The sequence below is a fragment of the Bacillus sp. LBG-1-113 genome, assembly GCF_020708615.1.
Classification (GTDB): domain Bacteria; phylum Bacillota; class Bacilli; order Bacillales; family Bacillaceae; genus Bacillus; species Bacillus mojavensis.
The window spans coordinates 16,757-34,405 of record NZ_JAJFDG010000010.1 but is presented as its reverse complement, the minus strand read 5'-3'; the positions used below and the strand labels follow the sequence as shown (position 1 = coordinate 34,405).

The window sequence follows — 17,649 nt, the reverse complement described above, 5'->3', positions numbered from 1 at the left end:
CGTGGCCTATCAATTTAGATTCCAAAAGCTGCTGGAACTAAAAGAGAACGAGAAAGACCAGTCTTTATCTGAGTATCAGCAATCAGTTTCTGAATTCGAAACTGTAGCGGAGAAACTATATGAGAACATGAGCAAAAAGGAATTGCTTGAACAGAATAAAGAAAACAAACTGAAAAGCGGGATGAGCGTTCAAGAGATGAGGCATTATCAGCAATTTGTCTCAAATCTTGAAAACACAATTTATCACTACCAAAAGCTTGTCATTATGAAAAGGAATCAAATGAACCAAAAGCAAGAAGTATTAACAGAAAAAAATATTGAAGTGAAGAAGTTTGAAAAGATGCGTGAAAAACAGTTTAAAATGTTTGCTCTTGAAGACAAAGCTGCAGAGATGAAAGAAATGGACGATATCTCGATCAAGCAGTTTATGATTCAAGGCCATTAGGAGCGAATGTAATGTCCGGCAAAAAGAAAGAATCAGGTAAATTCCGATCGGTGTTGCTGATCATTATCCTTCCGCTGATTTTTCTGCTTATAGCAGGGGGGATTGTTCTCTGGGCGGCTGGTGTCAATGTCTTAAAGCCGATACAGGAAGCTGCAGCCAAAACGCCAGTGCTTAAAGAATTGGTTCCTGAGACCGAAGATAAAAAAGATACATCATCAACAGCTAAGAATAACAGTAATACGGCGGCTCTGGAAAAAACCATTAAGGATCAAAAAAGTGAGATCAGTATATTGAATAAAGATTTAGAAACAAGCAAATCTGAAATTGACAGGCTGAATCAAAAGATCCGTTCACTTGAAAAAACAGCGGAAGACCAAAAAAAGACATCAAAGGATATCTCAGAAGAATCATCAAGTTCTGATACAGCTTCTAATGATAAAGTCATCAGTGTTTATAAAAGCATGGACAGCGGAAAGGCTGCTAAAATCATTGCCCAATTAAAGGAGAAAGAAGCGCTGAAAATATTGAATGGACTGAGCAAAAAGCAGCTTGCTGAAATTTTGGCAAAAATGACTCCTGAGCAAGCGGCAACATATACAGAAAAAATTGCTGCCAGCCAAGAATAGGGGGAATAAAGGTGAAGCTGCTTGAATTAGCCGGACCTCGGCTGCAAACTACAGCAGGGACAGCTGCTAAAACAATCAAAAATAGCCAGGGAGTTTTTCAAAATTGGCTTATGTCTGAAGCCGGCTCGAAAGAACCTTCATCACAAGGAAAAGGGACTCTGACTGACGATCAGCTTTTGAAAGATGCATGTAAAAAGATCAGTGGTTGGCTAAAAGCAACTCCTGAAAATCAAGACAAGCAAAAAGCCGATCTTCTGCAAACGTTAAGTAAACTAACAGGAAAGCAACTGGATGAATCCGCTCAGCAAATATTACAGAGCCTACTGCAAGCAGTTGAATTAAAATTGGCTGACGAAACTGATCAACTGCATATGGGGCAAATACTTGCTGAAAAAATCATTTCTGAAGATAAAACGGCTCTGACTGCAAAGAATTCAGCTGGTGATGCCGCTACTGATGAACTCAAGTCTGATAGAGAGCAAGGAGTTCAGGAAAATGAGGTATCAGCAGAAGTTGATAAAGCGCTTATCTATATCCAAATGCTTATCAGTCAGCTTTTAGAAGGAAATAAAATGACTGACCGTGATAATCAAGCTCATACTGTCTACAAAAATGGAGATGAATTTCTTTTTGCATTAGAAAAAAAGGGCATATCTGAACAGCTTATTCAGGATCTTAAACAGCAGATATTTACAAAAGATGAGTCAAGTTCAAAGCTTTATACGATGTCAAAGTCAGAGCTGAAAAGTTTTCAAAGCTTAATGGAACAGATGTCATTGCTTCCTCAAAAAGGGACGAAGGAATGGAATATGACTGAAAGTCAGCTGAAAGCTTTCTTGTTATCGAAATCATCCGAATCATCACAAGATGTCGCAAAACGTGCCCTTACACCGGACACTCCAACGTCAGGTAATAAAAGTACGACAGACTCCTCTGTGAGTATTCAGCCAATAGATAGTAAGTCAGGAATTCAAATGATGTTTTCAGGCTACCGGAGCACCGGAGGAGTTCAGACACTCGATTTGCAGCTCTCATCTGATTTACATACAGCAGAAACAAAAACGGTTGCTGATCAAGTGATCAGTGCATGGAAGCGGATGAAATATACACCCTTTGGGAGATCAACCGGCAGCTTTACAATTCGGCTGAACCCTGAACATTTAGGATTTGTCACAATTAAGCTGACAAATGAAAATGGAATGTTCCAGAGTAAAATCATTGCATCCAGCCAATCTGCAAAAGAGCTGCTCGAACAACATCTGCCTCAGCTGAAGCAATCACTGCCCAATATGGCTGTCCAAGTTGACCGTTTTACTTTGCCGATTCAAAGCGGTGACCAGCCGATATATGGCCAGCTTGCTGATGAACAGAAACAGCAGCAAGAGGGTCAGAAGCAGCAAAGACAGAAAAAGCAATCAAACGAGTTTGGAGACTTGCTTGATGAAGTGTCAATGGTTGAATTGGAGGAAGAAGAATGACATCAATAAGCTCAGAATATAAATTGCCTGAAAAAAAAAGCAGCACTGCGCCTGGAAGCAACAGCAGCTTGGGAAAAGACGAGTTCTTAAAAATATTAATGACTCAAGTCCAAAACCAAGATCCGCTTAATCCGGTTGATGACAAAGAATTTATCAGCCAGATGGCAACTTTTTCAAGTCTGGAACAGATGATGAATCTGAATACGACGATGACGAAATTCGTTGAAAACCAAGATCCGTTTACAACGTATGTTGATTGGATGGGAAAAGAAGTATCTTGGACTGATGGTAAAAGTGCAACAGATAAAACAGGCACAGTAAGCTCTGTTAAACATTCTCAAGGAAAATATTATCTCGTTCTTGATGATGGGACCGAGATCAGTCCGGCGAATGTCATGTCTGTGGGACAATCTTCTAAATAAAAACATCTGGGGGAATATATTATGTTACGTTCACTTTATTCTGGAATCAGCGGTATGAAAAACTTTCAAACTAAACTTGATGTTATCGGCAACAATATTGCCAACGTAAATACAGTGGGATTCAAAAAGAGCCGGGTTACTTTTAAAGATATGGTGAGTCAAACGATTGCCGGCGGTTCTGCTGCTGGTGCAACAATCGGCGGAACTAACTCTAAGCAGATCGGTTTAGGTTCATCATCTGGCACAATTGATACCATTCATTCAACAAGCGCAACACAAAGCACAGGAAGAACGCTTGATTTAGCGATTGACGGCGACGGTTATTTTCAAATCGATACAGGTGATGGAACGGCTTACACAAGAGCCGGAAACTTCTATTTAGATAATACCGGAACATTGGTGACTGGTGACGGCTACCATGTGTTAAATATGACCGGAGGAACAATAAAAATTCCTCTTGATGCTCAAAGCTTTAGCATCGGATCTGATGGAAAAGTGTCAATTGTTGATGCTGGCGGTAAACCGCAAGATGGCGGCCAGATTGGAGTTGTTACTTTTGCAAACAGTGACGGTTTAGATAAAATCGGAAGCAACTTGTATCGTGAATCTTTGAACTCTGGAACTGCTAGTGCAGCTAATCAGCCTGGTGATGGCGGTACAGGTGCCTTGAAGTCAGGATTTATAGAAATGTCTAACGTTGATTTAACTGACGAGTTTACTGAAATGATTGTTGCTCAGCGCGGGTTCCAATCAAACTCCAAGATTATTACAACATCGGATGAAATCCTTCAAGAGCTGGTTAACCTTAAACGTTAAGGAGGGAGGGGAGGCGAGTAATCGCTTCTCCGCTGTTTTATGATTAAAGTAACCCGTTTAAATGGGCAGCCCTTTACGCTGAATGCGTTATTTATTGAACAGATTGAATGCTTTCCGGATACTACAATCACACTGTCGAACGGTAAGAAGTTTGTAGTAAAAGAAGATGAAGAAGCTGTTCTGGAGAAGATTGTGTCTTTCTATCAAAAAATACAAATATTTTCAATGGACCATGGAATAGAGGAACCGGAATGAAGAAAAAATTATCGATCATTTTACTCATTATTCTTATCGTAATTGGTGCTCTCGGGGCGGCGGCTTATTTTGTTTTAGGCGGAAAGTCCGAAAAAAGTGAGGCAAAACGAAGTATTGATGAAATCGTTGCATCTTCTGTTGATGTAGCAGAAATCACAACGAATTTAAAGTCCGATAACATTATTCGCTTAGCGATTAAACTTGAAACGGACTCTGATAAATCAAAAGAAGAGCTTGAAAAACGTGATTTTCAAGTGAAAGATGCTGTTATATCACTGCTGGCTGATACGAATGCTGATGAGATTGAGGGAGACAAGGGAAAAGAAACCTTTAAGAAGGAACTAAAAGATAAAGTGAATAGCTACCTCCAAGAAGGAAAAGTAGAAAAAGTGTATATTACCTCTTTTAATCTGCAATAAAGCATAATTTGACAGAATACGGAGGTGAGGAAAATGTCAGGAGAAGTTCTCTCCCAAAATGAAATAGATGCACTGCTTTCTGCAATATCAACGGGTGAAATGGATGCTGAAGAGCTGAAAAAAGAAGAAAAAGAGAAAAAAGTGAAAGTTTATGATTTCAAACGTGCGCTGCGGTTTTCTAAAGACCAAATCCGCAGTTTAACAAGAATTCATGACAATTTTGCAAGACTTCTTACAACTCACTTTTCTGCTCAGCTCAGAACGTATATCCATATATCGGTCAGCTCTGTTGATCAGGTTCCATACGAGGAATTTATCCGATCCATACCGAATATGACGATTCTGAATTTATTCGATGTCCATCCGATGGAAGGCAGAATTATGATGGAGGTCAACCCGACGATTGCCTATACGATGATGGATCGTGTGATGGGTGGCATCGGGATCAGTCATAATAAGGTTGATAGTTTAACAGAAATTGAAACGAAAATTATTTCTAATTTATTTGAAAATGCACTGGGAAATTATAAAGAAGCTTGGCAATCCATAGCTGATATTGAACCCGAAATGACTGAGTTTGAAGTGAATCCGCAATTTGTTCAGATGGTATCTCCTAATGAAACGGTTGTTGTTATTTCACTCAATACCCAAATCGGGGAAATCAGCGGTGTCATTAATCTTTGTATCCCGCATATCGTCCTCGAGCCGCTCATACCAAAGCTTTCGGTCCATTATTGGATGCAATCAGAAAGAAATGAACCGAAACCTGAGGAAACAAAGTCACTTGAAAAACGTATCATGACAGCACAAATACCTGTCGTGGCCGAACTCGGCACATCTGAACTGACAATAGAAGAGTTTTTAAGTTTAGAAGTCGGAGACTGCATAACTTTGGACAAATCAGTAACAGATCCTCTTACTGTATTGGTCGGAGATAAGCCGAAATTTTTAGGACAAGCCGGCCGGGTGAATCGAAAACAGGCAGTGCAAATTTTAGACCACGACATAAGAGGTGAACAAGATGGAGAATAACAGATTATCTCAAGATGAGATTGACGCGCTTCTTAATGGCACGAGCAGCACACCGGACGAGCCTGAGGCTCCGGAAGTGCATGACTTATCGGACATGGAGCGTGATGCGATCGGTGAAATCGGAAATATTTCATTCGGCAGTTCAGCGACAGCTTTATCCACGCTTTTGAATCAAAAAGTTGATATTACGACTCCAAACGTAACCGTCATCCCAAGAAGCAAAATCAGTGATGCGTTTCCTGAACCGTATGTAGCAATTGAAGTGAATTATACGGAAGGTTTCAGCGGCAGCAACCTGCTAGTCGTCGAACAAAGTGACGCGGCTATTATTGCGGACCTAATGATCGGGGGAGACGGGAAAGGGGCAGATCCTTCACTAGGAGAGATTCATTTGAGCGCGGTTCAAGAAGCGATGAACCAAATGATGGGGTCGGCAGCAACGTCAATGTCTACTGTATTCAGTAAAAAAATTGATATTTCACCCCCGCGTGTAGAACTGCTTGATGTAAATGAAGAAAAAGGAACAGACCGTATTCCTGCTGATGAAATGCTGGTTAAAGTTTCTTTCCGCTTGAAGGTGGGCGAGTTAATAGACTCTAACATCATGCAGCTTTACCCGCTGACATTTGCTAAAGATTTGATTTCGAGTCTTATGACGACCACGGAAAGTCCAGCTGAAGAAACAACGCAGGATTCTGACGTTACATATGAACAGCCGCAAGAGCCTGTAACGCCTGAGCCGCGCATCGAACAGCAGCATGTGCCGGCTAAAAGACAGGGGAAACCGAAAAAAGCAGCGCCTGTTCAAGTTTCACCAGTGGAATTTTCATCATTTGATCCGAGTGAGAGCACACAAGCTCCTATCAACAATCTGGATATGCTTTTGGATATCCCGCTTTCGATCACTGTTGAACTCGGCAGAACGAAAAGAAGCGTAAAGGAAATTTTAGAGCTTTCAGCCGGAAGTATTATTGAGCTTGATAAATTAGCCGGTGAGCCGGTAGATATTTTAGTGAATCAGCGTATCGTTGCCAAAGGCGAAGTCGTGGTCATTGAGGAAAACTTCGGAGTAAGGGTCACTGACATTTTAAGCCAGGCAGAACGCATTAATAATTTAAAATAAAGAAACACGAGGAGAGAGAAAAAATTATGGCACATAGAATTTTGATTGTAGATGACGCAGCATTTATGAGAATGATGATCAAAGATATTTTGGTGAAAAACGGTTTTGACGTAGTTGCAGAAGCCGAAAATGGCGCTCAGGCTGTAGAAAAATTTAAAGAGCATTCTCCTGACTTAGTTACAATGGATATCACAATGCCAGAAATGGACGGTATCACTGCATTAAAAGAAATTAAACAAATTGATGCACAAGCTAAAATCATTATGTGCTCTGCCATGGGACAGCAATCAATGGTTATCGATGCTATTCAAGCAGGCGCTAAGGATTTTATCGTAAAACCTTTCCAGGCAGACCGTGTGCTTGAAGCAATCAACAAAACATTAAGCTAAAGGGTGTACGACTGTTGAAAAAGAGTCAATATTTCATTGCTTTTATATGTTTTTTCATTTTATTCAGTGTACATCCGCTTGCTGCTGATGCCGCGGCATCTGAAGATTCAACTGTAAACGAATGGTTTCAAAAGAAAGATGAAAAGACCACAGATAAGTCAGAGCAAAAGAAAGAAAAAACGACACAAACTGCTGATGAGACGGAGGGAGCTGCTGCTCCTTCTGTTTCAGCCTTTGATTTTGTGAAGATGATTTTCGCTTTATTGTTTGTCATCGCGCTGATTTACGGGCTTGTTAAGCTTATGAACAAAAGAAACCGGCTGCTAAAGCCTTTTCAATATGTCGAAAATATCGGCGGAACATCGGTTGGCCAAAACCGATCTATCCAATTGATTAAAGTCGGCAACAGTGTTCTCGTCGTTGGGGTAGGAGAGACGATCCAGCTTCTTAAAGAAATTGAGGATGAAAAGGAAATCGAAGACATTCTCAGTCAGCATGAAGAGGCGATGTCAAGCAAAATAGAATGGCAAAAGCTTGCGAAACCCCTAAAGGGTTCTGAGAATCAGCCGCAGCAAAAGCTGACTTCATTTTCAAAAGCATTAAAAGAGCAGCTTGAAGAGCTAAAACAAAACCGTTCAGAAGGAAAAAAGAAAGGCCCACGTCATCATGAATGAGTTTATAAATATTTTCAGTTCAAGCGATCCGGATAACGTCAGTTCAACGGTTAAACTACTATTATTGTTAACTGTATTTTCAGTGGCGCCTGGAATATTGATTCTTATGACTTGTTTTACCCGCATCGTCATCGTTCTGTCTTTTGTCAGAACTTCACTGGCGACGCAATCAATGCCGCCGAATCAGGTCCTTATCGGCCTTGCGCTATTTTTAACGTTTTTTATTATGGCTCCCACTTTTTCAGAGATTAATAAAGAAGCGCTGACACCATTGATGGACAATAAAATCAGTTTGGAAGAAGCGTATACAAAAGCTGAGGAACCGATTAAAGAATTTATGAGTAAGCATACAAGGCAGAAGGATTTGGCACTGTTTATGAATTACGCGAAAATGGATAAACCCGAATCGTTAAAAGATATTCCTCTTACAACGATGGTTCCCGCTTTTGCCATTTCGGAGCTCAAAACAGCGTTTCAAATTGGCTTTATGATTTTTATCCCCTTTTTAATTATTGATATGGTAGTGGCGAGCGTTCTGATGTCAATGGGGATGATGATGCTCCCTCCAGTTATGATTTCTCTGCCCTTTAAAATTTTACTTTTTGTTTTAGTAGACGGCTGGTATTTAATTGTGAAATCTTTGCTTCAGAGCTTTTAGGGTAGGTGCTAAACGTGAATTCAGAATTTGTAATTTCTATGGCGGAAAAAGCTGTATATGTAACGCTGATGATCAGCGCGCCTCTGCTTGCGATTGCTTTATTGGTCGGATTAATCGTCAGCATCTTTCAGGCCACAACTCAAATCCAGGAACAGACTTTGGCGTTTATTCCCAAAATCGTGGCAGTCCTGTTGGCACTGATTTTTTTCGGGCCATGGATGCTGTCGACGATCCTTTCGTTCACAACAGAGCTGTTTTCTAATTTAAATCGATTTGCAGGGTAATACAGTGATGAATTCAATTATTGATTTATTTCCTGTTTTTTTATTGGTTTTTATTAGAATCTCTGCTTTTTTTGTAACGGTCCCGTTATACGGCCACCGAAACGTACCGGCTGTACATCGTGTCGGATTTGCTTTTTTTCTTGCAGTCATATGTTTCAGCACGATTGATAAACCCCCGTCTATGGAGGTTGACGAGCAATATATGCTGCTGGCGTTTAAAGAAGCTTTGGTGGGGCTGTGTCTTGGTTTGATTGCTTATATGATGATTGCTGCTGTTCAGATAGCCGGTTCGTTTATTGATTTTCAGATGGGTTTTTCAATTGCGAACGTTATTGATCCGCAAACGGGCGCACAGAGTCCATTGATTGGCCAGTTTATCTATACGATGGCTCTTTTGTTTATGCTGAGTGTCAATGCGCATCATTTGCTGCTGGACGGTATTTACTACAGCTTTCAGTATATTTCAGTTGATCAGGCATTTCCGAATTTTGGCGATGAAAAGTTTGCTTATCTTATCGCCAAAAGCTTTAATGCAATGTTTATTATCGCATTTCAAATGTCGGCACCGGTTGTGGCCAGTTTGTTTCTTGTGGATCTTGCATTAGGCATCGTAGCCCGGGCGGTTCCGCAATTAAATGTATTTGTTGTCGGTCTGCCTTTAAAGATCGCTGTCAGTTTTATCATGCTCATCGTGTGTATGTCCGTTATCTTCGTCGTTGTTCGGAATGTTTTCGGCTTAACGATTGAAACGATGCGGAATCTTTTAGCATTGGTCGGTGTTTCTTAATGAAGCTAAGAATTGACCTCCAATTTTTTGCGGGAGAGAAGACCGAGAAAGCCACTCCGAAAAAACGGAAGGATACTAGAAAAAAAGGGCAGGTTGCAAAAAGCTCTGATGTGAATACCGCCGTTTCATTATTAGTCATCTTCCTTTCGTTTATTGCGATCGGCCCGTATATGAGAGACAGGCTGCTGTCATTTATAGAGACATTTTACACGGAGTCACTCACAATGAAGCTCTCAGAATCAAATGTACATACCCTGTTTATCAGCTTATTAAAGGATACTGGCATCGTACTTGCTCCAATTCTGCTCGTCGCTCTTGTTGCAGGAGTTGTAAGCAACTATATGCAGGTTGGATTTTTATTTTCTACAGAAGTGATCCAGCCTAAGCTTGAAAAATTGGATCCGATAAAAGGCTTTAAACGGATATACAGCATGAGGGCGATTGTAGAACTGCTTAAATCGGTTTTGAAAATTGCTGTAGTCGGGTTTGCGGCGTTTGTTGTGCTTTGGGTGCACTATGGAGAAATTCTCCGTCTCCCGCTTTTGACACCTGAGGAAGCACTTTCCTTTGTTTCGAAACTCACCCTGTGGATGGGGCTGAGCGGAGCAGGGGCTTTGTTGATTCTTGCCGGCCTCGATTATTTATATCAGAGATTTGACTATGAGAAAAATATCAAAATGTCAAAGCAGGATATAAAAGATGAGTACAAAAAATCTGAGGGAGACCCGATTATTAAGTCTAAAATTAAGCAAAGACAACGGGAAATGGCAATGAGGCGGATGATGCAGGAAGTGCCGAAAGCTGATGTCATCATCACAAACCCGACTCACTATGCGATCGCACTTAAATATGACGAAGAAAAAATGGACGCACCTTACATTGTTGCAAAAGGTGTTGACCACCTTGCATTAAAAATAAGAAAGATTGCTAAAGAGCATGATGTCATGATGGTAGAAAACAGGCCGCTTGCCCGTGCGTTATATGATCAGGTTGAAATTGATCAGGCAGTGCCGGAAGAGTTTTTTAAAGTCTTGGCAGAAATCCTGGCTTACGTATTTAAAACGAAACAAAAAGTAAATTGAATTTTATGATTCAAAAGGAGAGAAAAAACAGCATGTCAACAAGAGATTTATCCGTTTTAATAAGTGTTGTCCTCATTGTGGCAATGCTGGTGATACCATTTCCTCCATGGCTGTTAAGTATTTTGATCATTATTAATATTTCTCTTGCGTTGATCGTGCTTCTCACCACAATGAATATGCAAGAACCGCTGCAGTTTTCGATTTTTCCGTCTCTGCTACTGCTTTTGACCTTATTTCGTCTGGGCTTGAATGTGTCCACGACGCGTTCGATCCTTTCGCACGGTGAAGGAGGGAAGGTTGTTGAGACCTTCGGTAACTTCGTTGTCGGCGGAAATGTTTTAGTCGGACTTGTTGTATTTATTATCTTAATTATTATTCAGTTTATCGTCATCACAAAGGGCGCGGAACGTGTTTCCGAGGTTGCAGCAAGATTTACGCTTGATGCAATGCCGGGGAAGCAGATGAGTATTGATGCAGATTTAAATGCAGGCATGATCAATGAACAGGAAGCGAAGCACCGCCGTGAAAAAGTAGCTCGAGAAGCAGACTTTTACGGTGCGATGGACGGTGCCAGCAAATTTGTGAAAGGTGATGCAATTGCCGGAATTATTATTGTAATGATCAATATCATTTTCGGAATCATTATCGGTATGCTGCAGCAAGGCATGGCGATACAAGAGGCAGCCTCTCATTTTACGATGCTGACTGTAGGGGATGGAATTGTATCGCAAATTCCGGCACTTTTAATTTCTACTGCTACAGGTATTGTTGTGACAAGAGCAGCCTCCGAAGGAAACTTAGGTCATGACATCACAGGCCAGCTGTTCGCTTATCCAAAGCTCTTATATGTTACAGCAGCAACCATTCTGCTTCTTGGCTTGTTTACTCCGATTGGTATTTTTCTAACAGGGCCGCTTGCAGGTCTGCTTGCTTTTGGCGGTTATACGCTATCTAAAACAGGCAAGGAAAAAGAAGAAGTGGATGAGATTCTTGAGGAAGAGGCTGAAGTTGACGAGCTCAAAAGCCCCGAAAGTGTTGTACAGCTCTTGCATATAGATCCGATAGAATTCGAGTTTGGCTATGGCCTGATTCCGTTGGCGGATGCTAATCAGGGCGGGGATTTATTAGACCGGATTGTGATGATTCGCCGTCAGCTGGCGCTGGAACTTGGGCTTGTCATTCCTGTCGTGCGTATCAGAGACAATATTGCTTTGCAGCCCAATGAATATCGATTAAAAATTAAAGGAAATGAAGTAGCGAAAGGCGAGCTATTACTAGATCATTATCTAGCAATGTCGCCTACGCCTGAAGACGATTTGATTGAAGGGATCGAGACAGTAGAACCGTCGTTTGGACTTCCAGCCAAATGGATTGGTGAATCGGTGAAGGATGAAGCTGACATGTTGGGCTATACGGTTGTAGATCCGGCTTCAGTTGTCTCAACACATATTACAGAGAAAATTAAGCAGCATGCTCATGAATTAATCGGCAGACAGGAGACGAAACAGCTGATTGATCATTTGAAAGAAACGTATCCGGTCCTGGTGGAAGAGGTTACACCAAATCCATTATCTGTCGGAGATATTCAGAAAGTGCTGGCTAAGCTGTTAAAAGAAAAAGTTTCAATTCGCAATTTGGTAACCATTTTTGAAACGCTTGCCGATTATGGAAAACTGACAACAGACTCTGATCTTTTGACAGAGTACACAAGGCAGGCGCTTGCTAAGCAAATTACTGCCCAGTTTGCCAAAGAAAATGAAGTGTTAAAAGTTATCACTTGCTCGGGCCGTGTAGAAAAGGCAATTGCTGATGGCGTACAGCAAACAGAACATGGGAACTATTTGTCGCTTGAACCTGATGTGTCGGAAAGCATTGTACGCTCTGTTGCAAAAGAAGCCGAACAGCTCTCAATACGGCAAGAAACTGCGATCCTTCTTTGCTCGCCGCCTGTAAGGATGTATGTGAAACAGCTTCTGGAACGATATTTTCCAGATCTCCCTGTTCTTTCTTATAACGAGCTTGAGGCTAATGTCGAAGTTCAAAGCATTGGAGTGGTGGATATTTAATGAAAATCAAAAAATTTACTGCTGCTTCAATGCAAGAAGCGGCACTTCTTATCAGAAAAGAACTAGGCAATGAAGCGGTTATACTAAATTCTAAAAAAATCAATAAGCGAAAATGGTTCGGGCTTTTAAAAAAACCGGCTGTTGAAGTAATTGCCGTATTGGATCAAGATTTTCTCGAGAAAAAGACAGCTGAAAAGGCAGCAGAGCCGAAACAAACGTCAAAATCACCTGTCAGCAGTCCGAAAATAGAGGAGAGGATAACCCCTCAAATGCCTGCTCAATCTGAGCCAGGCGATTTTTCAGCTTATCAATCCGTACTTCCTGAATCGCTCAGAAAAGCCGAACTGCTTTTGGATGAAACCGGTGTTAATGAATCAATTAAGACCAGTACTATGAAAAAAATACTGCAATTCTCTGTTGAATCGGGCGGACTGACGGAAGAAAACGTGGTCGGTAAACTTCAGGATATTCTGTGCGAGGCACTTCCTCCAGCAAACAAGTGGCAGGAGCCTATTCATTCGAAATATATCGTGCTGTTTGGTTCGACGGGTGCGGGAAAAACAACAACGCTTGCAAAACTAGCAGCGTCTTCTCTGCTTGAAAAACAGAAAAAAATTGCTTTTATTACAACAGATACTTACCGGATTGCAGCTGTTGAACAGTTGAAAACATATGCCGAGCTGCTGCAGGCTCCTATGGAAGTTTGTTATACAAAAGAGGAATTTCAGCGGGCGAAAGAATTATTTGCTGAATATGATCATGTATTTATCGATACAGCAGGAAGAAATTTTAGAGAACAGCAATATATTGATGAACTGAAAGAGACGATTCCTTTTGAAAGCAGCATTCAGTCATTTCTCGTTTTGTCAGCGACTGCAAAGTATGAAGATATGAAACAGGTTGTCAGACGTTTTTCATCTGTTCCTGTCAATCAGTTTATCTTTACTAAAATAGATGAGACTGCTTCATTAGGCTCTGTATTCAATATACTGGCAGAATCGAAGATAGGCGCCGGGATTATCACAAACGGCCAGAATGTGCCGGAGGATATACAGACAGTCTCGCCGCGGGAGTTTGTAGGGATGCTGTGCAGATGAACAGATTTGACCAAGCAGCAACTTTACGGGCGAAAATGAAGAAGCGTCAGCGCGATCTGCCGATTGTTTTTGAACAGAAAGCTAAAACACTTGCAGTCATCAGCGGCAAGGGCGGTGTCGGAAAATCCAACATCACTTTAAATATGGCTCTTGCGCTGCAGGATAAAGGTAAAAAGGTCCTGCTTATTGATCTTGATATCGGAATGGGCAACATTGATATATTAATGGGAAACTCATCCTCCGCCACGATTATTGACGTTCTAACTGAGCGCAAGCCTTTTATGCAATCCATATCTACAGGGCCAAAGGGTCTACGGTATATATCTGGCGGTACTGGGCTGGATGTGATGTTTCAGCTGGACCAGGAAAAATGGCCCTTTTTTGCTAATGAGCTTTCTCATGCGTTAAGTCAGTTCGATTATGTACTGTTTGACATGGGGGCGGGCTTATCAAAAGACCAGCTGCCTTTTATTTTATCAGCAGAAGACATTTTGATCATAACAACCCCGGAGCCTACAGCCATTATGGATGCATACAGCGCTGTCAAACATCTCGCTCTGACAGGAAATCAGCTTTCAATGAAAGTAGCAGTCAACCGGTGCCGTGGTCAAAAGGAAGGGCTTGACGCTTTTACCCGCCTTTCCCGGACCATTCAGATGTTTTTAGGCGAAGCGGTTCAGTTTGCCGGTTCAGTCCCTGACGACGTGATCGTGAGCGAAGCAGTTGTCGAACAGGTTCCTTTTTTATTAAAAAGTCCTCAGGCAAAAGCCAGCCGGTCAGTCCGTCTCTTAGCGGACGCCTTGTTTGAAAGAGAAGAAACTAGACACAAAGAAGAAAAACAGACATTTATTGAGAAATTATCTTCTTTTTTAATGAGGAGGGCTTAATTTGATTCGTGTGCTTGTAGTTGATGATTCGGCATTTATGAGAAAAATGATAAGTGATTTTCTAACCGAGGAAAAGCAGATAGAAGTAATCGGAACTGCGAGAAACGGAGAAGAGGCACTTAAAAAGATAGAGTTGCTGAAACCGGATGTTATTACACTTGATATTGAAATGCCGGTGATGAATGGAACAGACACACTACGGAAAATTATTGAGATTTATCAGCTGCCGGTTATTATGGTTTCAAGTCAGACCCAGCAAGGAAAAGAGTGCACGATTAACTGTTTAGAGATAGGAGCCTTTGATTTTATCACAAAGCCATCTGGTTCTATATCTTTAGATTTATACAAAATTAAAGAACAATTAGTTGAGCGGGTCATCGCGGCTGGACGTTCTACCCAACAAAAAGCTGCGGCTCCGACGGTCATTCGGCCTGAGCCTAAACCTAAACCCATCGCTAAGCCAGTGTGGAGTCAGCCAAAATCTGGTCCAAGCAGACATATTGTTTGTATCGGCACGTCAACGGGCGGCCCAAGGGCGCTTCAAAAGGTAATACCAAAGCTTCCTAAAGATTTAAACGCGCCTGTAATCGTTGTACAGCACATGCCTGAAGGTTTTACTGCTTCTCTGGCTGATCGGCTGAACCATCTGTCTGACATTCATGTAAAGGAAGCAAAAGATGGCGAAGCAGCTATTAACGGCTGTGTGTACATAGCTCCGGGGGGAAAAAACATATCCGTTATCAAAAACAGCGGCAGCCTTAAAATCGTGCTTGATAATCACAATACCCCAAGCCGTCATAAACCATCAGCAGACTACTTGTTCCGTTCTGTCGGCAAACTTGCAGACTATGAAAAAGTAGCGGTCATTATGACTGGAATGGGCAGTGACGGTACTGCCGGTCTTAAGGACATGCTTGCGTCCGGCAATGTGAAAACCATTGCAGAGTCTGAAGAATCTTGTGTTGTATTTGGGATGCCGAAAGCAGCCGTTAAGGCGGGCCTCGTTCATGAAATTAAACATGTGGAAGATATCGCAGCATCCATCACAAGCTGTGTGAAAAAAGAGAGGGTGTGATTCAAATGGATATGAATCAATATTTAGATGTCTTTATTGATGAAAGTAAAGAACATTTACAAACATGTAATGAAAAGCTGCTCCTTTTAGAGAAAGACCCGACAGATCTTCAGCTCATCCACGATATATTCAGGGCTGCCCATACACTAAAAGGAATGAGTGCAACAATGGGTTATACGGATTTAGCCCATTTAACCCATTTGCTTGAAAATGTATTGGATGCTTTTCGAAACGGAGATATGGCAGTTACATCAGACTGGATGGATATCTTGTTTGAAGCCTTGGATCATCTGGAAGCAATGGTTCAGTCTATTATTGACGGCGGGGATGGTAAAAGAGATATCTCTGAAGTGAGCGCAAAGCTTGACGTGAACGGTGTGCATGCTGAGACTGCTGCTTCAGCGGAACCTGCTGAAGCGAAGGGTTCAGCATCTGACTGGGAATATGATGAGTTTGAACGAACAGTAATAGAAGAAGCAGAGGAGCAGGGTTTCAAACGGTATGAAATTACAATTTCTCTGAAAGAAGACTGTATGTTAAAAGCAGTCCGTGTATATATGGTTTTTGAAAAGCTAAATGAAATCGGAGAGGTAGCCAAAACAATACCGAGTGCGGAAGTGCTTGAGACGGAAGATTTCGGCACTGACTTCCAGGTTTGCTTCTTAACGAATCAAACGGCTGAAGACGTTGAACAGATCATCAACGGAGTTTCAGAGGTTGAGCATGTTGAAATTATTCAGGGCTCGCCTTTACAACCAGCTGAAAAACCGGAAGAGCCTCAGGCGGATATACCAGCTGCTGCACAGACACCTGTTAAGCAGGACAAACAAAAGCAGCCTGCTAAAAACGATGAACAGTCGAAGCATACAGCCGGCGGATCTAAAACAATTCGTGTCAATATTGACAGACTTGATTCTTTAATGAACCTGTTTGAAGAGCTTGTCATTGACCGCGGGCGTCTTGAGCAGATTGCAAAAGAGCTTGAGCACAATGAATTGACTGAAACAGTTGAGCGAATGACGAGAATTTCCGGCGATTTGCAGTCTATTATACTCAACATGAGAATGGTTCCGGTTGAAACCGTTTTTAACCGTTTCCCGAGAATGATTCGCCAGCTTCAAAAAGAGCTGAATAAAAAAATCGAACTCTCCATCATCGGCGCGGAAACAGAACTTGATCGAACAGTAATTGATGAAATTGGAGATCCGCTCGTTCACTTAATCAGAAACAGTATTGACCATGGGATTGAGTCTCCGGAAATGCGTTTGCAAAAAGGGAAACCTGAGTCTGGCAAAGTTGTGCTGAAAGCTTATCACAGCGGAAATCACGTCTTTATTGAAGTGGAGGATGACGGAGCAGGCCTTAATCGCAAAAAAATCCTTGAAAAAGCGCTTGAGCGCGGTGTCATTACAGAAAGAGAAGCTGAAACCTTAGAAGACAATGAAATTTATGAATTGATATTTGCTCCGGGGTTCTCTACAGCTGATCAAATTTCGGATATTTCCGGACGGGGCGTCGGACTTGATGTTGTAAAAAACAAACTCGAATCACTCGGCGGTTCAGTCAGTGTGAAATCTGCAGAAGGACAAGGATCACTATTCAGCATCCAGCTTCCGCTTACATTGTCCATTATTTCAGTTCTGTTGATCAAATTGGAAGAAGAGACATTTGCGATTCCGATTTCTTCTATAATTGAAACGGCCGTTATCGATAGAAAAGACATTCTGCAAACGCATGACCGTGAAGTCATCGATTTTAGAGGCCATATTGTCCCTGTCGTTTATTTAAAAGAAGAGTTTAAAATAGAAGATACTAAACAAGATGCGGAACAGCTCCATATCATTGTCGTGAAAAAAGGCGACAAACCTACTGCATTTGTGGTGGACTCCTTTATTGGCCAGCAGGAAGTTGTGCTGAAATCACTCGGAGATTATTTAACAAACGTCTTTGCAATTTCCGGAGCTACTATTTTAGGAGACGGAGAAGTAGCGCTCATTATCGATTGTAACGCACTGATTATTTAACCATACGAGG

General features: G+C 41.6%; 20 protein-coding genes. All 20 read left to right on the top strand.

The features are described 5' to 3' along the window. The first annotated feature begins 1 nt into the window (after nt 1). Genes fliJ through cheA form a run of 20 tightly spaced genes read left to right on the top strand, consistent with a single transcriptional unit; the run spans nt 2 to nt 17,639 of the window. Complete coding sequence (gene fliJ, locus LJF29_RS18380) at nt 2-445, top strand: flagellar export protein FliJ (RefSeq protein ID WP_010334249.1); 444 nt, start codon at nt 2-4, stop codon at nt 443-445. A gap of 11 nt (nt 446-456) precedes the next feature. Continuing rightward, complete coding sequence (locus tag LJF29_RS18375) at nt 457-1,071, top strand: MotE family protein (protein WP_229150048.1); 615 nt, start codon at nt 457-459, stop codon at nt 1,069-1,071. Nucleotides 1,072-1,082: 11 nt separating this feature from the next. Next, nucleotides 1,083-2,549: a flagellar hook-length control protein FliK gene (locus LJF29_RS18370; RefSeq protein WP_229150045.1), complete on the top strand. Its 1,467-nt coding sequence runs from the start codon at nt 1,083-1,085 to the stop codon at nt 2,547-2,549. Continuing rightward, complete coding sequence (gene flgD / locus LJF29_RS18365) at nt 2,546-2,971, top strand: flagellar hook assembly protein FlgD (protein WP_010334252.1); 426 nt, start codon at nt 2,546-2,548, stop codon at nt 2,969-2,971. Before LJF29_RS18370 ends, flgD begins: the two co-directional genes overlap by 4 nt. Before the next feature lie 21 nt (nt 2,972-2,992). Continuing rightward, nucleotides 2,993-3,787, top strand: a complete 795-nt coding sequence (flgG, locus tag LJF29_RS18360) for a flagellar basal body rod protein FlgG (RefSeq protein ID WP_029441260.1) — start codon at nt 2,993-2,995, stop codon at nt 3,785-3,787. A gap of 39 nt (nt 3,788-3,826) precedes the next feature. Continuing rightward, nucleotides 3,827-4,042, top strand: coding sequence for a flagellar FlbD family protein (locus LJF29_RS18355; protein WP_010334253.1), 216 nt, complete (start codon nt 3,827-3,829; stop codon nt 4,040-4,042). After that, nucleotides 4,039-4,461, top strand: coding sequence for a flagellar basal body-associated protein FliL (fliL, locus tag LJF29_RS18350; RefSeq protein WP_229150044.1), 423 nt, complete (start codon nt 4,039-4,041; stop codon nt 4,459-4,461). Before LJF29_RS18355 ends, fliL begins: the two co-directional genes overlap by 4 nt. Before the next feature lie 33 nt (nt 4,462-4,494). Then, nucleotides 4,495-5,493 carry a flagellar motor switch protein FliM gene (gene fliM, locus LJF29_RS18345; protein ID WP_010334255.1) on the top strand — a complete coding sequence of 333 codons (999 nt, stop codon included), beginning with the start codon at nt 4,495-4,497 and terminating at the stop codon, nt 5,491-5,493. Further along, a complete protein-coding gene (gene fliY, locus LJF29_RS18340) occupies nt 5,483-6,616 on the top strand; it encodes a flagellar motor switch phosphatase FliY (protein WP_229150043.1) in 1,134 nt (377 codons plus the stop codon). Before fliM ends, fliY begins: the two co-directional genes overlap by 11 nt. A gap of 26 nt (nt 6,617-6,642) precedes the next feature. Beyond that, nucleotides 6,643-7,005 (top strand): chemotaxis protein CheY, encoded by a 363-nt coding sequence (gene cheY / locus LJF29_RS18335; protein ID WP_010334256.1) that lies wholly within the window; start codon nt 6,643-6,645, stop codon nt 7,003-7,005. A gap of 14 nt (nt 7,006-7,019) precedes the next feature. Next, entirely contained in the window at nt 7,020-7,679 is a 660-nt protein-coding gene (gene fliZ, locus LJF29_RS18330) for a flagella biosynthesis regulatory protein FliZ (protein ID WP_229150041.1), read from the top strand. After that, nucleotides 7,672-8,337: a flagellar type III secretion system pore protein FliP gene (fliP, locus tag LJF29_RS18325; protein ID WP_010334258.1), complete on the top strand. Its 666-nt coding sequence runs from the start codon at nt 7,672-7,674 to the stop codon at nt 8,335-8,337. The genes fliZ and fliP overlap by 8 nt, the downstream gene beginning before the upstream one ends. Nucleotides 8,338-8,351: 14 nt before the next feature. Then, entirely contained in the window at nt 8,352-8,621 is a 270-nt protein-coding gene (gene fliQ, locus LJF29_RS18320) for a flagellar biosynthesis protein FliQ (protein ID WP_010334259.1), read from the top strand. 7 nt (nt 8,622-8,628) lie between these two features. Further along, entirely contained in the window at nt 8,629-9,408 is a 780-nt protein-coding gene (gene fliR / locus LJF29_RS18315) for a flagellar biosynthetic protein FliR (protein WP_229150039.1), read from the top strand. Continuing rightward, a complete protein-coding gene (flhB, locus tag LJF29_RS18310) occupies nt 9,408-10,490 on the top strand; it encodes a flagellar biosynthesis protein FlhB (RefSeq protein WP_168747832.1) in 1,083 nt (360 codons plus the stop codon). Before fliR ends, flhB begins: the two co-directional genes overlap by 1 nt. Before the next feature lie 32 nt (nt 10,491-10,522). Further along, nucleotides 10,523-12,556 (top strand): flagellar biosynthesis protein FlhA, encoded by a 2,034-nt coding sequence (gene flhA, locus LJF29_RS18305; RefSeq protein ID WP_010334262.1) that lies wholly within the window; start codon nt 10,523-10,525, stop codon nt 12,554-12,556. Beyond that, nucleotides 12,556-13,653, top strand: coding sequence for a flagellar biosynthesis protein FlhF (locus LJF29_RS18300; protein ID WP_229150038.1), 1,098 nt, complete (start codon nt 12,556-12,558; stop codon nt 13,651-13,653). Before flhA ends, LJF29_RS18300 begins: the two co-directional genes overlap by 1 nt. Continuing rightward, nucleotides 13,644-14,540, top strand: a complete 897-nt coding sequence (locus LJF29_RS18295) for a MinD/ParA family protein (RefSeq protein ID WP_168747838.1) — start codon at nt 13,644-13,646, stop codon at nt 14,538-14,540. The genes LJF29_RS18300 and LJF29_RS18295 overlap by 10 nt, the downstream gene beginning before the upstream one ends. A 1-nt stretch (nt 14,541) precedes the next feature. Next, nucleotides 14,542-15,615 carry a protein-glutamate O-methylesterase CheB gene (cheB, locus tag LJF29_RS18290; RefSeq protein ID WP_229150034.1) on the top strand — a complete coding sequence of 358 codons (1,074 nt, stop codon included), beginning with the start codon at nt 14,542-14,544 and terminating at the stop codon, nt 15,613-15,615. Between the two features lie 5 nt (nt 15,616-15,620). Continuing rightward, a complete protein-coding gene (gene cheA / locus LJF29_RS18285) occupies nt 15,621-17,639 on the top strand; it encodes a chemotaxis protein CheA (RefSeq protein WP_229150030.1) in 2,019 nt (672 codons plus the stop codon). The last annotated feature ends 10 nt before the right edge of the window (nt 17,640-17,649 follow it).